This window comes from Bacteroides sp. AF25-5LB, assembly GCF_003602965.1.
Taxonomy (GTDB): Bacteria; Bacteroidota; Bacteroidia; order Bacteroidales; family Bacteroidaceae; genus Bacteroides; species Bacteroides uniformis.
The window spans coordinates 161687-178909 of the sequence record NZ_QTMC01000005.1 but is presented as its reverse complement, the minus strand read 5'-3'; the positions used below and the strand labels follow the sequence as shown (position 1 = coordinate 178909).

The following is a 17223-nucleotide window of genomic DNA, read 5'->3' as shown; positions in this document are numbered from 1 at the left end:
TGATTTTGAGATTAAAACAAATAAGAAATCCCAATTGTTGTCAGCAATTGGGATTCTTCTAACTTTCTCTTCTTAAGCTCGAACAGCTTCTTCAGTCTTACCTGCCATTTCATCTAAAATTTTTAAAGCTCGCTCTAAAACAGTAGTATCATCAATCATAACCAATCCACCATCTGGTCCAGGTTCCAAGTGAATCCCAACACTTTTCCCCTCCTTAAAATTGTGTCCACCGAAAAAATTTCTTACAGTGTCAACATTCAGTCCAAGTTCATCGGCTATTCTATGCATACTACCACTAGGCAATGAGTCTTTAATCTTACGTAATTCATTAAATGTTATTGTTCTCATATTCATAAATTTAATGGTTAATACTCTGTATTTTTTATTATCACGCTATAAACTTAAGGAAAAAAAAGGATAAAACAAACTATTTCTTTATCTTTTTTCAAAAAGAATATTGCCTCTCCAAAAAATAATCATTTTTTAAGTATACACATTACTGTCCCATTAAAATCTAAAAGAGTTCTTTGAAATATTTGAAATTTAGTTAGTTACAGCTATTCTCCGAGCGAACGGACTTGAATTTGTAGCTTTGCATCAGATTAATCCGATGGCATATGTTCCAAGACAAATACGTTTTCGCTCAATTGGCTTCATTTCTGAATCGAAGTAAGTTTAACCGCATAGTCACCAAGTATGATGGCGATAAATATGTGAAGCACTTCACCTGCTGGAATCAACTACTTGCTTTGATATTTGGCCAACTTTCTAATCGTGAAAGTCTGCGAGATTTGATAGTTGCTCTTGAAGCTCATCATTCCAAATGTTATCATTTAGGAATGGGTAAAAATGTATCAAAGTCATCGCTGGCAAGAGCAAATCAAGATAGAGACTATCACATCTTTGAAGAATATGCTTACTACCTAGTTAGCGAAGCACGACAAAAGTGTGCTAATCATATTTTCAAACTTGGCGGTAACGTTTATGCTTTCGATTCGACAACTATTGACCTGTGCCTTTCAGTCTTTTGGTGGGCAAAATTCCGCAAAAAGAAAGGTGGTACTAAAGTGCATACATTATATGATGTGGAAACACAGATTCCTGCATTCTTTCATATCACGGAAGCATCCGTACACGATTCTAAAGTCATGATTGAAATTCCTTATGAACCAAGCTCTTATTACATCTTTGACCGCGGTTATAGCAACTTCAAAATGCTGTATAAAATTCATCAAATTGAAGCCTACTTTGTTGTCAGAGCAAAAAAGAATCTCGGGTACAAATCCATCCAATGGAAACGTAGGCTGCCTAAGAATGTGCTTTCAGACGCGAGTGTACTTCTGACAGGATTCTATCCTAAACAATATTACCCAGAGCCACTTAGGCTGGTTAAATATTGGGATGAAGAACAAGAACGAGAATTTATATTCATAACCAATGCGATGCATATATCTGCGCTTCAAGTTGCTGAACTTTATAAAAATCGCTGGCAGGTAGAGCTGTTTTTCAAATGGCTCAAGCAGCACCTTAAAATCAAAAGATTTTGGGGAACTACAGAGAATGCTGTTCGAATACAGATATATGCTGCTATATGCGCTTACTGTTTGGTGGCAATCATTCAACACGATATGCAACTGGACAGAAGTACATATGAAGTGTTACAAATACTGAGCATCTCATTGACTGATAAGACTTATCTGAGAGACCTCTTTAATAAAACTAAATTTCAAAATGACAAAGAACGATTCGGACCAAATGGGCCAAGTTTGTTTAATTTTTAATTCGTCCCAATTTTAATGGGACACTAATGAAGTATACAGAATTATAAATACGAAGAAAAAGCTCCTAAAAACATACAGAAACAGCTCGTATAAAGCAGAATTATCGGGCTTATACGAGCTGTTTTTAGAATATAGGGAAAATTTAAATACCTTCTATGGCGGAAGCTGGAACCCACCCTACTTTACCGCCTTCCAAACGAATTTCTTTCCATTCACGCATAGAGTTGTCTTTTATTTCAACTTTACGTCCCTCATGAAGAATGAACAGACTTGTACCACTTTCACTGGGAGTACTACGCACTGTGACACTAGGTGCTAACACTATAGCTTCACTACGTTCCATCAGTTCGCCTTTCTGCTGAGCAGCAAACACATTACTCAATATAACAAGAGCCAGGAATACTATTCCTGCAATAAATCCCACTTTCTTCCCCATAATCTGTTTTGAAAAGAAAAAGAGATAGAATGAAACGAGTAATAGTACAAAGAACACAATCCCCAACTTAGCCCATGCATCTACGCTAAGACAATTAATCAACGATTTAGTCCAAGATACAAAGAAAACCTCAGGAACTGGGATTACCTTATCGATTGTCTTAGAACGTGCTATTTCCAAATTTGCACGAATATCAGCATTACCAGGTTCCAACAACAAGGCACGCTCATAATTCAATATAGCTTTTGCTATATCATCTGCCTTATAATAACTGTTGCCAAGATTATAATAGACCTCTGCAGCCTCTCCCTTCTTTAACAGATTCTCATATATTTGAATGGCAGAAGCATAATCATTCCGTATATAGGCGCTGTCACCTTCAGCCTTTGTCACATTGCTTTCTTGTCTTGCAGCAGAGAATTCCGCATGTGAACCGACGGATGTAGAGTCACTACCAGTCTGTAATGTATCTACAGATGCAGGATTCTGCCCATAGGCAGTAATTGCCATCACTAGACTAAGAGTAAAAAACAATATTCTATTCATTACCATTTCCTCCTGATTAATGTTTTATCGAGTTTTCCATTTTGCTGATAACTTCCAAAGAAGCTGAATATACCTTATCCATAGCCTGGTTATCATCACCCGGAGCAAAGCGGGCAAACTCACAGTTGTTCAATGCATCGAGGAATTCCTTTATCAACGCATCATTCACACCATAATTACGAAGTTCCTCTTCGATATTATCCTTAGACAAACGGGATACCGGAATGTTCAGTTTATCACTGATATACCCCCAAAGAGCCTTCAAAACCTCATCATAAAATGCGTCTTTCTTATTCTCGGCCAATAATTTACCAGCTTGTTTCATACGTTTCACCGCCACTTTATTGGCTTTCTTAGTACGCATCTTTGCTACATTTGTATTGGCTGCTATTTGCTTACGATAGATGATAAAGAATGTAATGAATGCAATACCCGGTATCAAATAAAGCAACCAATACGTCAACGAACCGAAGAAGAAATCACCTTTGGGAGACAAAGTGACATTATTCTGCTTGATAAAACGAATATCCTCGTTTAATACTTTCAAGTCTTCCTTGCTTGTAAAGTTTGCAATGGTCTGAGCTGCATTACCTGCTCCCTTTTCCACATGCAATTCATACTCTTCCGTAGTCAGCGTTTTATACGAACGGGAATTAATATCAAAATAACTGAACTTTACGGCAGGAATCTTATAAGTTCCCGCATTACGGGGAATTGCCAGATACTCAATGACCTTACTACCGGAGAGGCCCGAATTTGTCAGACGGAATTTATTGTCCACCTTCGGATCATATACCTCAAAATCCTCGGGGAATTTGACTTCCGGATTAGAAAGCAACTTCAGATTGCCGGTACCAGAGATGACAAGTTTGACAGTAACGGCATCATTGGTCTTGACATTTGTACTATTGATAGAAGAAGTTATATTGAACTCTCCCACTCCTCCAGAAAAATCAGCTGGCTTACCTACTGGCAAGGGTTTTACGTCAATCGTCAATTGCGGAGTCAAAATTGTCTTTTTAACTTCTACGTAATTGCTTCCTCCATTGAAAAATGCCTCGAACGGATCAGCAACTTGTGTAGCCTTTGCAATGGAAGCGTCAAAGCGTGCAGCATCAATCGTCAACTTACCGGCTTGTTGTGGGAACAACACAAACTGACGATAGATTGTAGACTGATAATTTCTACCTTTATAATGCTCCAATCCCCATCTTCTGTCATTAGGAAGTTCCACTTCCTGAGAATGGAATCCTTTGAAGTCGGGCAACTTCACATTGTCAAACATACGCAAGTCCACCAAGGTATATATCTTATATGTCAATAGGAATGCTTCTTGTTCATACACCGTCGTCTTACTGGCAGTAGCTGTAATAAACAAATCACTATTCGATACAGATGTCCCGGAAGAAGCGCGGCTGGCAGTGCCACTGCTCTGTCCGCCACCATTTCCTGAGGATGCTCCATTGGTAGCCTGATCTGCCGGAAGAACCCTTACTCGTACAGAATTAGAAACCATTTGGTTACCATCAGCAGTGATAGTGGCTCCTGGAATGGTAAAATCACCTTCTGCAGTCGCCATTAAAATATAAGTGAATGTAATACTGCTGGTTGAAGTCGTCTGCCCATTAATCATCTGCACGCTACTCTGTTGCGAGCGGCTGGGCCCCATCAACACATCAAATCCCTTCATAGAAGGAGCACGAAAATCCCTTACCTTTTGTGTAGTCACCGTATACGACAGTCTGAACTGGTCTCCTACCGCCACAGCGTCAGGAGCAGACGCAGTAAACGATACCTTGCCATCGGCAAAGGCATTCATACTGGCTGCAATCAGTGCTATCCATAAGAAAACTATTTTTCTCATATATTATTCCTATTATGTTTGTTACCAATCTTTTTCCAGACGACCTCCTTGAAGTACCTGCTGCTTTTTCACTTTATCCTGCACATCCTTCTCGTCTTGCATGACAGAGTTCAACAGCTGTTCGGCATTTTCCTTAGACATCTCATTATCTTTCTTTTCCGGCTGAGAAGGTTGTTGTTGTTGCTGGTCTTGATTCTGTTGCTGGTCTTTCTGCTGATCCTGCTGTTTATCCTGCTCCTTCTGTTGGTCCTGTTTATCCTGATCTTGATTCTGATCCTGGTTCTGCTGCTGGTCTTGCAACTGTTTCTGTGCCAAAGCAAGGTTATAGCGCGTTTCATCATCTTTCGGATTATTGCGTAACGACTCCTTATAGGCTTCTACCGCCTTTGCATAATCCTTCTGAGAATGAAAGATGACTCCCATATTATGATAAATCTGTGCCAAGTTCGATTTGTCCTTTTCTATCTTGGTAGCTCCCACATATTGCTCCATCGCTTCCTGCAGCTTGTTCTGCTGGGTCAATGTATTTCCCAAGTTGAACATGGAAACCGTTGACTTCGGGTTTACCTCCAAAGCCTTCCGATAGTTCACTTCTGCATCCACATATACGCTATCCTTAAAAAAACGGTTTCCCTTACGGATATAATCGCGTTCCGCCTTCTGTGCAGAAGCTGAAACTGCCACTAACAGCAGCAAAACTATTCCAATATATTTTTTCTGTAACATACGCATCATTTCTTATTAGAGAATAAATGAATGTTGCGGAACAGAGGATTCTTGCGCTCCAATATCAACATCTCAGCCAGTAACAACAGCAGAATAATCCATGCCACTGCCTGAAACTGTTCATTGAATTCCGTGTACACCTGTGTTTCCACATCTGCCTTTGCCATCTTGTTGATTTCCTGACTAATCGCTTTCTGTGCACCGTTGGTATTGTCTACGCGCACATAAATACCATTTCCTGCCTGAGCAATTTCCTGACACATCTGCTCATTCAAGCGAGTAACGATTACATTACCTTCACGGTCACGACGATAATCATTAGTACCCTCTATTGGAATGGGGGCACCCTCGGGCATACCTACCCCTAATACATTGACCTGGATACCTTTCTCTGCAACAGCCTTAGCAGCTTCTACGGCACCACCTTCATGGTTTTCACCGTCGGTGATGACAATAACAGTACGTCCCACTCCTTCTTGAGGTGTAAAACTCCGGGCAGCCAGATTTATTGCAGCTCCAATTGCCGTACCTTGCTTGGAAATCAGCGAAGGGTCGATGGACTCCAAAAACATCTTGGCAGAAATATAATCACTCGTAATAGGTAACTGGGTAAATGCGTCACCTGCAAAAACAATCATACCGACCTTGTCATTCTGCATCTTATCTACCAACTGCGCCACCAGCCGTTTTGCCTTCTGCAAGCGGCTTGGCTGTACGTCTTGTGCCAGCATGGAATTGGATATATCCAACGCAATCATCACTTCCACTCCCTGGCGTTTTACCGTCTCCAGTTTGGAACCAAACTGCGGGCGTGCCAGCAGTACCGTGAACAACCCGATAGCCGCAAAAACCAACCAAAACTTCACATCCGGACGGTATTTGGAAACATCCGGCATTAGCTGTGCCATCAGTATAGGGTCACCAAATTTACGAATGGCTTTCCTCCTCCGATAATTGGAGTACAAGTAGAAGGCCGCCAATAAAGGCAGCAGCAGCAACAAGTACAAATATGCAGGTTCTTCAAATCGAAACATCTTTTTATTTACAATTTAGCAATTTACAATTTACAATTTGGCTACGCAATGACTGATACACTAAAAGACATTCTCCGTTTTTACGGTATCTTCTTCAATATAGAGTTGCGTAACAGTACCTCCAGTAATACGCACAAGAAAGCAGCCAACGCAAACCAGCGGTACTCTTCCTGGCGCTTGCTGTATTCTTTTACATTCAATTTTGTTTTCTCCAGCTTGTCTATCTCCTCGTACACTTCCTTCAACTTCGAGTTGCTGGTGGCACGGAAATAGTTACCTTCCGTTGTTCCGGCAATCTGTGTCAAAGTCTTTTCATCAATTTCGACGGGCATATTGACATATTGCACTGTTCCGCCTACCGGATAAGGATAAGGAGCCATACCATTGGTTCCTACCCCAATAGTATAAACGCGAATGCCAAAACTCTTGGCTATTTCAGCAGCCGTCAAAGGAGAAATATCACCTTTATTATTGACACCGTCCGTCAGCAGAATAATGACTTTCGACTTTGCCTTGCTATCCTTCAAACGGGTAACGGCATTGGCAATACCCATACCGATTGCCGTTCCGTCTTCAATCAGCCCGCACTTCATATCTTTAAGCAAGTTCAACAATACGGCATGGTCTACTGTCAACGGACATTGCGTAAAGCTTTCTCCAGCAAACAAAGTTATACCTATATTGTCATTCGGACGTCCGTTAATAAACTCTGCCGCCACATCCTTCGCCGCTTCCAACCGGTTAGGTTTCAGGTCTTCGGCCAGCATACTGGTAGAAACGTCCATAGCAAGCATGATATCAATACCCTCAATCTCACTGTTCTGCCAGCTATCGGTGGTTTGCGGACGTGCCAAAACAAGAATAATCAGTATCAAGGCAATTATCCGCAATACAAACGGTACATGCAACAAATAGTTCTTATAGCTTTTAGGGGTATGGGCATACACACGGGCATCCGAAATCTGAAGCGTAGCTTCACTATTCTTCCGCTTCATAATATACCATACTATATAAGGTATAAGCAACAGCAGCAAAAATAAATATTCAATATTGGCAAAAACCATATTTATGTACGATTTAACGATTTACAATTCAGCTTCGCTCCAAACATCCCTCACTTTTCACTCATGTATATCCGATTGAAGTCACTTTTCCTGTATTAAGCAAAATAATTATACAACTCCAATCCGATATATATCAATGAACTGACAAGGGCTACAGCCAACACTACAATACCCGTTCCCAGCAAAATCTTGGTACGCAAAGAACGTTTCTCGATAATGGTAATCTCCGTAGGCTGCGGCTTGGCATTCTCCTCTTCTTTCTCCTTGGTTTCATTAATAAAGTCAATGGCATTAATCAGGTTAGCGTCATTTTCGTTCATCAATGGATTATGCTTGGCAAATTTCACCAAATCAGCAGTCTGGAACAATTCACGCAAATCCGATATTGCTTCCTTATCTTTCATTTCCAGCAACTTATCTATGATTTCCGTAGAAGTCATTTCCAAAGCATTGAAACCAAAACGGTCTTTTATATATGTACGAAGAGTATCGGTCAATTCCGTATAATATTCCTTCGGTTCCCCTTTCTGCCATACCTTCTCATTCTTGATACGTTCTATCTCCTGCATAGCCAACTGATGGGGAGGCAGCTTAGGTTCTACCTTCACCTTACGGATAATAGGCTTATTGTCGAAGAAGCGCATTATCAGATAGACAAGTAATATCCCTATCGGGATAATCAGCGCACCACAAGCCATAAGACCATACCAGTCTTCCCAGGCAAAAGGCGCTTGCATCACTGTTTTGGGACCGAAGAACTGTTCCGGATTCTCCGGGTCTAACGGGACATTCACCGAATATACTTTCAAGGCCAACGCTTTGGAGCGATACTTCTCATTATCCACTGTCACTTCCATAGGCGGCAGATAATAAAGAGCCGAGTCGAAAGAGGTAACTGTATACTCTTGAGTTATCAATGCACGCCGGCCATCATTCAGCAGTTGCGTATCCGGCTTGGCCACATCAATAATTTCAACCCCATTCACCAGCGTATCGGTATATACCGGGAATATGGCACGCTTATCGGCATCCAGAGATACTTGAAGCTTTATCTTTGCCTGCTCTCCAATAAGAATCTGCAAAGAGTCAATCGTAGCATCTACCGTTACCGACTGGGCTACTACCCTTCCCGACCATGCTATCAATAACGCTATCAGAAATAAATATCTTTTCATTTTCCGATTAATTTCGTTTCGCAAACAAATTCATCAATGCCTTGACATAATCCTGGTCGGTACGTACCGACACATTGTCGACATTACTCTTGGTAAACGTTTCATTCAATTCCGCCTGCTTGTTCACCCACCAATCATGATGGGCACGGCGCACGGCACGCGAGGAGGTGTCAATCCACTGCTCATGTCCCGTCTCGGCATCCCTAATCTTCATCAGTCCCACGGGTGGCAATTCTTCCACACGACGGTCGTACACCTGAACGGCAACCAGGTCATGCTTACGATTGGCAATGGTCATGGCGTTCTTGAAACTTTCCTGGTCGATGAAGTCGGACAAGACAAATGCCGTGCAACGGCGTTTCATCACATTCGTCAGATATTCCAATCCCAAACGGATGTTCGTCCTCCGGCTTTCCGCATGAAAATCTATCAGTTCGCGGATGATGTAAAGTATATGCTTACGTCCCTTCTTGGGCGGAATAAACTTCTCAATCCGGTCCGAAAAGAAGATGACACCAATCTTGTCATTATTCTGAATGGCAGAGAATGCCAGTGTAGCGGCAATTTCCGTCACCATATCCTTCTTCATCTGCTTTACCGTACCGAACTCCAAACTACCGGAAACATCTACCAACAACATCACTGTCAATTCGCGCTCCTCCTCAAACACCTTGACGTAAGGCTTGTTGAAGCGGGCGGTCACATTCCAGTCAATGTCGCGTATGTCATCGCCAAACTGATACTCGCGCACCTCGGAGAATGCCATACCTCTACCCTTGAAGGCAGAGTGATACTGCCCGGCAAAGATATTGTTGGACAGTCCGCGCGTCTTTATCTCAATCTGACGGACTTTCTTCAAAAGTTCTGTTGTTTCCATTGATTTATTTTAATAATCTCATTTAAGCACACAAGCGCAATTTAGTTTATAACAGAAACTTCCCTATGAAAAGGGGTGAAGTTTTCGGTACTCAACCCTAAGGTTTACGACGCTAACCTCAGGTATTGGATTGTAAACCTCAAGTTTACGAAAACCTCTATTATGCGTTAGGGCACTTCAACCTTGTTCAGTATCTTGCTGACGATTTCATCAGATGTCATATTGCTGGCTTCCGCCTCGTAAGTCAAGCCGATACGGTGGCGAAGTACGTCGTGTGCCACAGCGCGCACATCCTCCGGAATGACATAACCGCGACGCTTGATGAACGCGTAGCTACGGGCAGCCAGGGCCAAGTTGATGGAGGCACGGGGCGAACCGCCGAAACCAATCATGTCTTTCAGCTCTTTCAAATCGTATTTTTCCGGATAACGAGTAGCAAATACAATATCGACAATATATTTTTCGATTTTCTCATCCAGATATACCTGGCGAACCACCTTGCGGGCTTCGATAATCTCGTCAGCCTTCAAGATTGGCTTCACGTTGAACTTCTCTCCATTGATATTCTGGCGAATAATCAGTTTCTCCTCTTCCTGCTTCGGATAGTCAATTACAACTTTCAGCATGAAACGGTCCACTTGCGCTTCGGGCAGCGGATAAGTACCTTCCTGCTCAATAGGATTCTGCGTGGCAAGCACCAAAAATGGTTTGGGCAACCCGAAAGTTTCATTGCCGATAGTAACTTGACGTTCCTGCATGGCTTCCAGCAAAGCACTCTGTACTTTGGCGGGAGCACGGTTGATTTCATCAGCCAAAACAAAATTTGCGAAGACCGGACCTTTTTTTACTTGGAACGTTTCATCCTTCTGGCTGTAAACCATTGTACCTATTACGTCGGCAGGCAACAAGTCTGGCGTAAACTGAATGCGGCTGTATTGCGCATCAATCAACGAAGCAAGCGTCTTGATAGCTAAAGTCTTTGCCAAACCGGGCACACCTTCCAACAACACGTGTCCATCGGACAACAAACCAATTAACAACGACTCTACCAGATGCTTTTGTCCTACAATGACCTGGTCCATACCTGTGGTAAGATTGGTAACGAAAGCACTTTGTCTTTCAATCCGCTCATTCAGTTCGCGGATGTCAATTGTTTCAGCCATAAATCATTCTATTTTTTTAATGTTTAATTTCCTCATTTATCCGGTTTTGAACCGGTAATTATTTTTTTCGCTCCCAAAAGTACGGGAATAAATTAACCATACCAACTAATTTTTATTAAAAAACTATGCGAAACCTTTAGATTAAACTACTTTCATAGAGTTTAGTATTTAACAAAAAAAGAAGCAGTAATTTTTTACTGCTTCTTGGCCAATTTTGGTATCTTGATAGTAGTACCATAAGGCACATTATCCGGATTCTTGATTACACCGGGATTATGCTTCACGATATAAGGCCAAAGAGCTTTTGTTCCATAAAAACGAAGCGCTACCCTAGTCAGCGTTTCCCCTTCCTTGATGGTATAAGTGGTTTCTGTTCCCACAATCGTATACCCCACAGAATCCGGTTCAAACGGTACAACTGTCTTTTTTTGCTCTTTTTTAGGAGTGGGAGACTGTACTTGTACATTTTCCTTTGGAGTTTTTTTAAGCGTAGGAGTTGTTGCAGCAACAGTTTCTGCCACAGTATCTATCCGAGCAGGAGCTACAACATCTTTTGAAACAATACTGTCTGTCAAGGCAATATTGTCTTGACCGGCAGGAACCTCCACCTTTTCAGTAACAGATTCCCTCACATCCGAGTCTGCAACTTCTTCTACAAGAGGCTTTGCAGTAAGTGCGTCAAGCAAGTCCGGATAATACATGAAAGCTACGGCACCACCACACAGCAACACTACAAAAACAACGATGCCTATAAAATATTTCATAGTCGAAGAATCTGCCATATCTTTTATCACTGGCTCAGACGGTTCCGGCTCAACAGCAACTATATTTTCAGGCATTGCTTCAGGTTCCGTTTTTTCCGGTTTCTCCTCTTCAACTGCCGGTTCGGGCTCAATTAACGGCTCTTCTATTACAGTTTCCACCAAAGGTTCTTCTATCGTAGCTTCTTCCACTAAGGTAACCTTCTCCTCCACCTCTTGTTCCAGAGTTTTGATTTCAGTATCTTCATCATCTTCACTGTCATTTTCCTGCAGGGTATCCTCAAGTACCGTAGCGTCATTCAAAACTACAGTTTCAAAATGCGAAAATGGTCTATTGATAATATCTTTCAAGGCCGGTTCCGGTGTAAACGACACTTTTGTATGCCCTTGTATCTCAAACCTTTCCCCCGTATTCACATTAACGCTTTCACGACTCCCGACATCTATCAGTTTGAAAGTCCCCAAACCTCGTATCTTCACATACTTATCCTTCTCCAATGACTCCTCAATCAGCTGAAAGAATTCTTTCACAAAACTATCCGCATTCTTCTTGCTCATGCCATGCCTTTCAGCCAGCGTGTCAATCAAGTCTTGTATGTTCAGTTTCTCATTCATAATACGGGAGATTTTTTTAAAAGCCGGTTACTTAAACTTATCCTTTAATAATGTACTCGGCTTATAAGTCAACACCAATTTAGGAGGTACCAGCATACGCTGCTTTGTAGTCGGATTCACAGATATACGTTCTGCCTTCTTTTTCACTTCGAATGTACCGAACCCTTGTATAGAGATAATATTCCCCTCCTCCAACTGCCGTGCCATATCCGACAGCAATGAAGCAACCAGCTCAGAAGTATCTTTCAATGTGTATCCTAACCTCCGCGATAATTCAGAAGTAAACTCTTTGTTATTCAAAATGTAAGCCTTTAAATTGAACTACGGTGCTATATTAGCAAATCTTCTTCACATAAGCAAGAAGATAAGGAAAAATCTTTAAATTATTCGCCCAAAAAGGTCGAAATCATCGGAATTTACTATCTCTACGTGGTAAAAGTTACCTATATGCAACGCTTTGTCTCCACGCTCAATCAAAACCTCCGGATCCACTTCGGGAGAATCAAATTCTGTACGTCCAATATAATATTCGCCTTCCAGCCGGTCAATGATTACTTTCATCTGCCTGCCTACTTTCTCCGCACTCAACTCCCCTGAAATGCCTTGCTGAATAGACATTAACTCATCCAGGCGGGCTTGTTTCACTTCCTGGGGAATAGAATCCTCATATTCAGCAGCGGCATACGTTCCTTCTTCTTCCGAATACGCAAAAGCCCCCATTCTATCGAAACGCACTTTACGGACAAACTCTTTCAGCTCCTCAAAATCGGCTTCAGTTTCTCCCGGATGCCCCACCATCAGTGTAGTACGGAGATGGATACCGGGAACCTCTTCACGGAATTGCTCTATCAACTTATATGTCTCACCCTTCGTCACATGACGGCGCATCTTTTGCAGCATATTATCGCTGATATGCTGCAAGGCAATATCCATATATTTGCATACATTGTCACGCTCACGCATCACACGGAATAAATCAGTCGGAAAATGTGCCGGATAAGCATAATGCAAGCGTATCCACTCCACTCCGGGAATATCCGAAATCCGCTCAACAAGCTCGGGCAACATTTGCTTCTTATATAAATCTACTCCGTAATAGGTCAACTCCTGGGCTATAACCTGGAATTCCTTTACACCCCGTGCAACCAGATACTTCACCTCGTCAAGTATCTCCTCCATCGGGCGCGACACATGCCGCCCCGTAATGATAGGGATAGCGCAATAAGAACATTTACGGTCACATCCTTCGGATATCTTCAAATAGGCATAATGCTTTGGAGTGGTCAATGTACGCTCTATGTGCAACTCGTCATGATAGGCCTTTCCCAAATCCTGCAATAACTCTCTCCAATTGAATTTACCATAGAATTTATCCACCTGGGGAATTTCAACGGCCAATTCCTTCAGATAACGTTCCGAAAGGCAGCCCATTACATAAAGCTTCTCCAAGCTTCCTTCCTCCTTGGCCTGCGCAAATTCCAGAATCATATTAATGGATTCCTCCTTGGCGTCACCAATGAAACCGCAAGTATTGATCACGGCAATCTGCCCTTTCGGCCTTTCCGCATCATGTGTCACATGGAATCCCACTTCCTCCAACTGGCGCATCAAATGTTCCGAATCCACCAGGTTTTTAGAACATCCTAAAGTAATGATATCTATAGTCTTCCGTTTCATGCATTCTCCCCGAACAGTGAATCAACAAATTCCTTTTTACGGAACACCTGCAAATCTTCCATGCCTTCACCCAATCCAATATATTTAACCGGAATTTTAAACTGGTCTGAAATGCCGATGACTACGCCACCCTTGGCTGTTCCGTCCAACTTTGTAACAGCCATTGCCGTAACCTCCGTTGCCAGAGTGAACTGCTTGGCTTGCTCGAATGCATTCTGCCCGGTTGAGCCATCCAACACAAGCAACACCTCATTCGGAGCATCAGGGACAACCTTCTTCATCACATTCTTGATTTTCGTCAGTTCATTCATCAAACCGACTTTATTATGAAGGCGTCCTGCCGTATCTATAATTACCACATCGGCATTATTAGCAGTTGCGGAACTCAGTGTGTCAAAAGCGACAGAAGCCGGGTCAGCACCCATTTTCTGCTTCACAACAGGCACACCTACCCGTTCACCCCATATCACCAACTGCTCCACAGCAGCAGCACGGAAAGTATCGGCAGCACCCAGATAAACAGACTTTCCGGCTTTCTTGAACTGATAAGCCAGTTTGCCAATCGTAGTAGTCTTCCCTACACCATTGACGCCCACTACCATAATGACGTATGGTTTCTTCGCAATCGGTGCTTCAAAGTCATCCACATCCTCCGAATTATTCTCTGTAAGCAACGCTGCGATTTCATCACGTAAAATATGATTCAACTCAGTGGCATTCATATATTTGTCGGCTGCTGCACGCTTTTCGATACGTTCAATAATTTTCAGTGTCGTTTCCACGCCCACATCCGAAGTTATCAACACCTCTTCCAGATTATCCAATACTTCATCATCAACTTTTGACTTTCCTGCCACGGCACGCGCAATCTTGCCAAATACACTTTCTTTGGTCTTAGATAATCCTTTATCTAATGTTTCCTTTTTTTCCTTGGAGAAAAAACTAAAAAATCCCATACACTAATTATTTTTATGCAACCTGTTTTCGCATTCCCTGCAAAGATATAACAAAACTGACGAATATTAAAAACTTCGTCCTCTTTTTAAAAAGAAATCCCCTTACCGGAAATACCGACAAGGGGATCTTTATAAGTCATCAGCGCTTTACAGCCACTGTATTCATCTTATTTCTTAAAGAAGTTCTGAACATCTTCATTACGGACCATCTGTTCATCAAAGATGTAAGCACCAGTCTTAGGAGACTTCACCATTTTGATAACCTTTGTATAAGAACGTCCTTCTTTGCTTCCTTCGTGCAAGGTTGCTACCGCTTTCTTTGCCATAAGTTATAGATTTATTATTTAATTTCTTTATGTACTGTCACTCTCTTCAGAATCGGGTTGTATTTCTTCAACTCCAATCTCTCTGTGGTATTCTTTCTGTTCTTCGTCGTAATATAACGAGAAGTACCCGGCATACCGCTATCCTTGTGTTCTGTGCATTCCAGAATCACCTGTACTCTGTTACCTTTTGCTTTCTTTGCCATAATCAGTATTCTCCTCTACTTTAGCCAATAACTTTAATGCTTTTCCAATCACAATAACCTTTAGCTACCGCATCTTTCAAAGCAGCGTCCAGTCCTTTCTTATTAATAATGCGCAAACCATTAGCGCAAATGCTAAGGCTGATCCAGCAATCTTGCTCTACATAGTAGAACTTCTTGTTAAACAAGTTCAAATCAAAGGTTCTCTTCGTTCTTCTCTTTGAGTGTGAAACATTGTTGCCAATCATGGCCTTCTTTCCGGTAATTTGACAAATCTTTGACATTTCTATCTTAATTTTATAGTTTTCTTTTTTGCCTATTTCAAACAGAGCGCAAAGTAAGCACTTTTATCGTTACCAAACAAGTTTTTCTTAAAATAATTCACTGTACGATAGCATTTTTTCCTCATTTCAGCTTCTCATAAAGCAACAAAAGGGCATTTTGAATTGTTTTTTCCACATTTCCCTTTCTTCCCTCGTCTCCCTCCTGCTTCATGGTAACGATTTCATTTTTATAGGCAACAGCTATCCACACCGTACCCACCGGTTTTTCCGAAGTCCCACCTCCAGGACCTGCAATACCGGAAGTAGCCACTGCACAATCTGTTTTCAGCGTTTTCATCGCACCTTTCACCATTTCTGTAACAGTTTCACGACTTACTGCTCCATATTTTTCCAATGTTTCGGCAGATACATGCAACAAAGACATCTTTATTTCATTGGAATACGCCACTATACTACCATTAAAGTATTCCGAACTGCCAGGAACGGAAGTTATCAGAGCGGCAATTCCTCCACCCGTACAACTTTCTGCGGTGGAAAGGGACAATTTCTTTGCTTTCAGCAGCTCTCCTACCTTTTCTTCCAGCTTCATACCTTATTATATATATTATCTTAAAGTTACCCGTGAATAAGCAGGTGCTTCCATCGGACAAAAATCTTTATCCATATACTTGAAATATCCGGTAATGGCAATCATGGCAGCGTTATCCGTTGTGTAGCTGAACTTCGGAATAAATATTTTCCAACCATACTTCCCGGCATGCTCACGGAAAGCATTACGCAATCCATTATTGGCAGAAACACCTCCGGCAACAGCCACTTCCTTTATTTTATATTGCTTGGCGGCTTTGCGCAACTTATCCATCAAGATATCTACGACGGTAGCTTCCAGCGATGCCGCCAAATCCGTCTTGTGATGTCCGATGAAATCAGGGTCGTCCTTCATCCAGTCGCGCAGAGAGTAAAGGAACGAGGTCTTAAGTCCGCTAAAACTATAATCCAACCCTGGAATATGCGGTTTGCTGAACGAGAAGGCTTTAGGATTACCTTGCCGAGCCAGCTTGTCAATAATTGGACCACCCGGATATCCTAATCCCATCACCTTTGAGCATTTGTCAATGGCTTCACCGGCGGCATCATCAATAGTCTGCCCCAAAATTTCCATATCGTTATAGGCTTTCACCAAGATAATCTGTGAGTTTCCACCGGAAACCAGCAAGCAGAGGAAAGGAAATCCCGGCTGCACATTATCTTCACCTTCTGCTTTAATAAAATGAGCTAACACATGACCAGTCAAATGATTAACATCAATCATTGGAATGCCTAATGAACGGGCGAACCCTTTGGCGAAAGATACCCCCACCAACAATGATCCCATCAATCCCGGTCCACGCGTAAAGGCCACAGCACTCAATTCCTCTTTGGTTACTCCGGCGCGTTTCAATGCCTCATGCACTACCGGAACTATATTTTGTTGGTGCGCGCGGGAAGCCAGTTCAGGCACTACCCCACCGTATGCTTCATGCACAGCTTGGCTGGCCACCACATTCGAAAGCAGATAACCATCTTTGATGACAGCTGCAGAAGTGTCATCACAAGAAGATTCTATTCCCAAGATTATTGTACTCATAATGTTTATTTACGTTTAAACGCTGCAAAAGTAGTGATAAAAGTACGATTCATAACGTATTATTTCATATTTTTGTTGGCTGATTATAAAAATTAACCGCCTATCAGAAAG

19 protein-coding genes are annotated in these 17223 nt (G+C 42.1%); 1 reads left to right on the top strand and 18 read right to left on the bottom strand.

Translation table 11 applies throughout. The features are described 5' to 3' along the window. Nucleotides 1-72 precede the first annotated feature (72 nt). The gene (locus DWY57_RS07910; protein ID WP_085929906.1) at nt 73-348 is read right to left on the bottom strand and encodes a DNA-binding protein; all 276 of its coding nucleotides are present in this window, start codon (nt 346-348) and stop codon (nt 73-75) included. Between the two features lie 269 nt (nt 349-617). Here DWY57_RS07910 and DWY57_RS07905 point away from each other — a divergent pair, with 269 nt between their 5' ends. After that, on the top strand, nt 618-1781 hold the full coding sequence (locus DWY57_RS07905; protein WP_119961547.1) for an IS4 family transposase: 1164 nt from the start codon (nt 618-620) through the stop codon (nt 1779-1781). Between the two features lie 142 nt (nt 1782-1923). On the opposite strand, the gene DWY57_RS07900 is transcribed toward DWY57_RS07905, so the two are convergent. The 17 genes from DWY57_RS07900 to tsaD all read right to left on the bottom strand — a co-directional run bounded on the left by DWY57_RS07900 (nt 1924) and on the right by tsaD (nt 17112). After that, nucleotides 1924-2769 carry a tetratricopeptide repeat protein gene (locus DWY57_RS07900; protein WP_119961546.1) on the bottom strand — a complete coding sequence of 282 codons (846 nt, stop codon included), beginning with the start codon at nt 2767-2769 and terminating at the stop codon, nt 1924-1926. 10 nt (nt 2770-2779) lie between these two features. Then, nucleotides 2780-4627, bottom strand: coding sequence for a BatD family protein (locus DWY57_RS07895; protein ID WP_119961545.1), 1848 nt, complete (start codon nt 4625-4627; stop codon nt 2780-2782). A gap of 21 nt (nt 4628-4648) precedes the next feature. Further along, a complete protein-coding gene (locus DWY57_RS07890) occupies nt 4649-5362 on the bottom strand; it encodes a tetratricopeptide repeat protein (protein ID WP_087333147.1) in 714 nt (237 codons plus the stop codon). After that, a complete protein-coding gene (locus tag DWY57_RS07885; RefSeq protein WP_119961544.1) occupies nt 5359-6387 on the bottom strand; it encodes a VWA domain-containing protein in 1029 nt (342 codons plus the stop codon). The genes DWY57_RS07890 and DWY57_RS07885 overlap by 4 nt, the downstream gene beginning before the upstream one ends. A gap of 80 nt (nt 6388-6467) precedes the next feature. After that, nucleotides 6468-7451, bottom strand: coding sequence for a VWA domain-containing protein (locus DWY57_RS07880; RefSeq protein WP_005827750.1), 984 nt, complete (start codon nt 7449-7451; stop codon nt 6468-6470). Between the two features lie 95 nt (nt 7452-7546). Then, entirely contained in the window at nt 7547-8626 is a 1080-nt protein-coding gene (locus DWY57_RS07875; RefSeq protein ID WP_057097896.1) for a hypothetical protein, read from the bottom strand. A 7-nt stretch (nt 8627-8633) separates the two neighbouring features. Next, nucleotides 8634-9503, bottom strand: coding sequence for a DUF58 domain-containing protein (locus tag DWY57_RS07870; protein WP_005827747.1), 870 nt, complete (start codon nt 9501-9503; stop codon nt 8634-8636). Between the two features lie 167 nt (nt 9504-9670). Further along, the gene (locus tag DWY57_RS07865; RefSeq protein WP_057256497.1) at nt 9671-10666 is read right to left on the bottom strand and encodes a MoxR family ATPase; all 996 of its coding nucleotides are present in this window, start codon (nt 10664-10666) and stop codon (nt 9671-9673) included. 194 nt (nt 10667-10860) lie between these two features. Further along, nucleotides 10861-12042: an HU family DNA-binding protein gene (locus DWY57_RS07860; protein ID WP_117600867.1), complete on the bottom strand. Its 1182-nt coding sequence runs from the start codon at nt 12040-12042 to the stop codon at nt 10861-10863. A gap of 27 nt (nt 12043-12069) precedes the next feature. Continuing rightward, the gene (locus DWY57_RS07855; protein WP_117600868.1) at nt 12070-12342 is read right to left on the bottom strand and encodes an HU family DNA-binding protein; all 273 of its coding nucleotides are present in this window, start codon (nt 12340-12342) and stop codon (nt 12070-12072) included. Nucleotides 12343-12420: 78 nt separating this feature from the next. Continuing rightward, nucleotides 12421-13719: a 30S ribosomal protein S12 methylthiotransferase RimO gene (gene rimO / locus DWY57_RS07850; protein ID WP_117964557.1), complete on the bottom strand. Its 1299-nt coding sequence runs from the start codon at nt 13717-13719 to the stop codon at nt 12421-12423. Next, nucleotides 13716-14675 carry a signal recognition particle-docking protein FtsY gene (gene ftsY / locus DWY57_RS07845; protein ID WP_005827738.1) on the bottom strand — a complete coding sequence of 320 codons (960 nt, stop codon included), beginning with the start codon at nt 14673-14675 and terminating at the stop codon, nt 13716-13718. The genes rimO and ftsY overlap by 4 nt, the downstream gene beginning before the upstream one ends. Before the next feature lie 167 nt (nt 14676-14842). Continuing rightward, a complete protein-coding gene (locus tag DWY57_RS07840) occupies nt 14843-15001 on the bottom strand; it encodes a DUF4295 domain-containing protein (protein ID WP_005827735.1) in 159 nt (52 codons plus the stop codon). Nucleotides 15002-15015: 14 nt separating this feature from the next. Continuing rightward, complete coding sequence (rpmG, locus tag DWY57_RS07835) at nt 15016-15204, bottom strand: 50S ribosomal protein L33 (RefSeq protein ID WP_002560155.1); 189 nt, start codon at nt 15202-15204, stop codon at nt 15016-15018. Between the two features lie 20 nt (nt 15205-15224). Next, nucleotides 15225-15485, bottom strand: a complete 261-nt coding sequence (gene rpmB / locus DWY57_RS07830) for a 50S ribosomal protein L28 (protein ID WP_004291052.1) — start codon at nt 15483-15485, stop codon at nt 15225-15227. A 121-nt stretch (nt 15486-15606) separates the two neighbouring features. Beyond that, nucleotides 15607-16074, bottom strand: coding sequence for a CinA family protein (locus DWY57_RS07825; RefSeq protein WP_117600870.1), 468 nt, complete (start codon nt 16072-16074; stop codon nt 15607-15609). Between the two features lie 15 nt (nt 16075-16089). Then, nucleotides 16090-17112 (bottom strand): tRNA (adenosine(37)-N6)-threonylcarbamoyltransferase complex transferase subunit TsaD, encoded by a 1023-nt coding sequence (gene tsaD, locus DWY57_RS07820; protein ID WP_119961543.1) that lies wholly within the window; start codon nt 17110-17112, stop codon nt 16090-16092. Nucleotides 17113-17223: the final 111 nt, after the last annotated feature.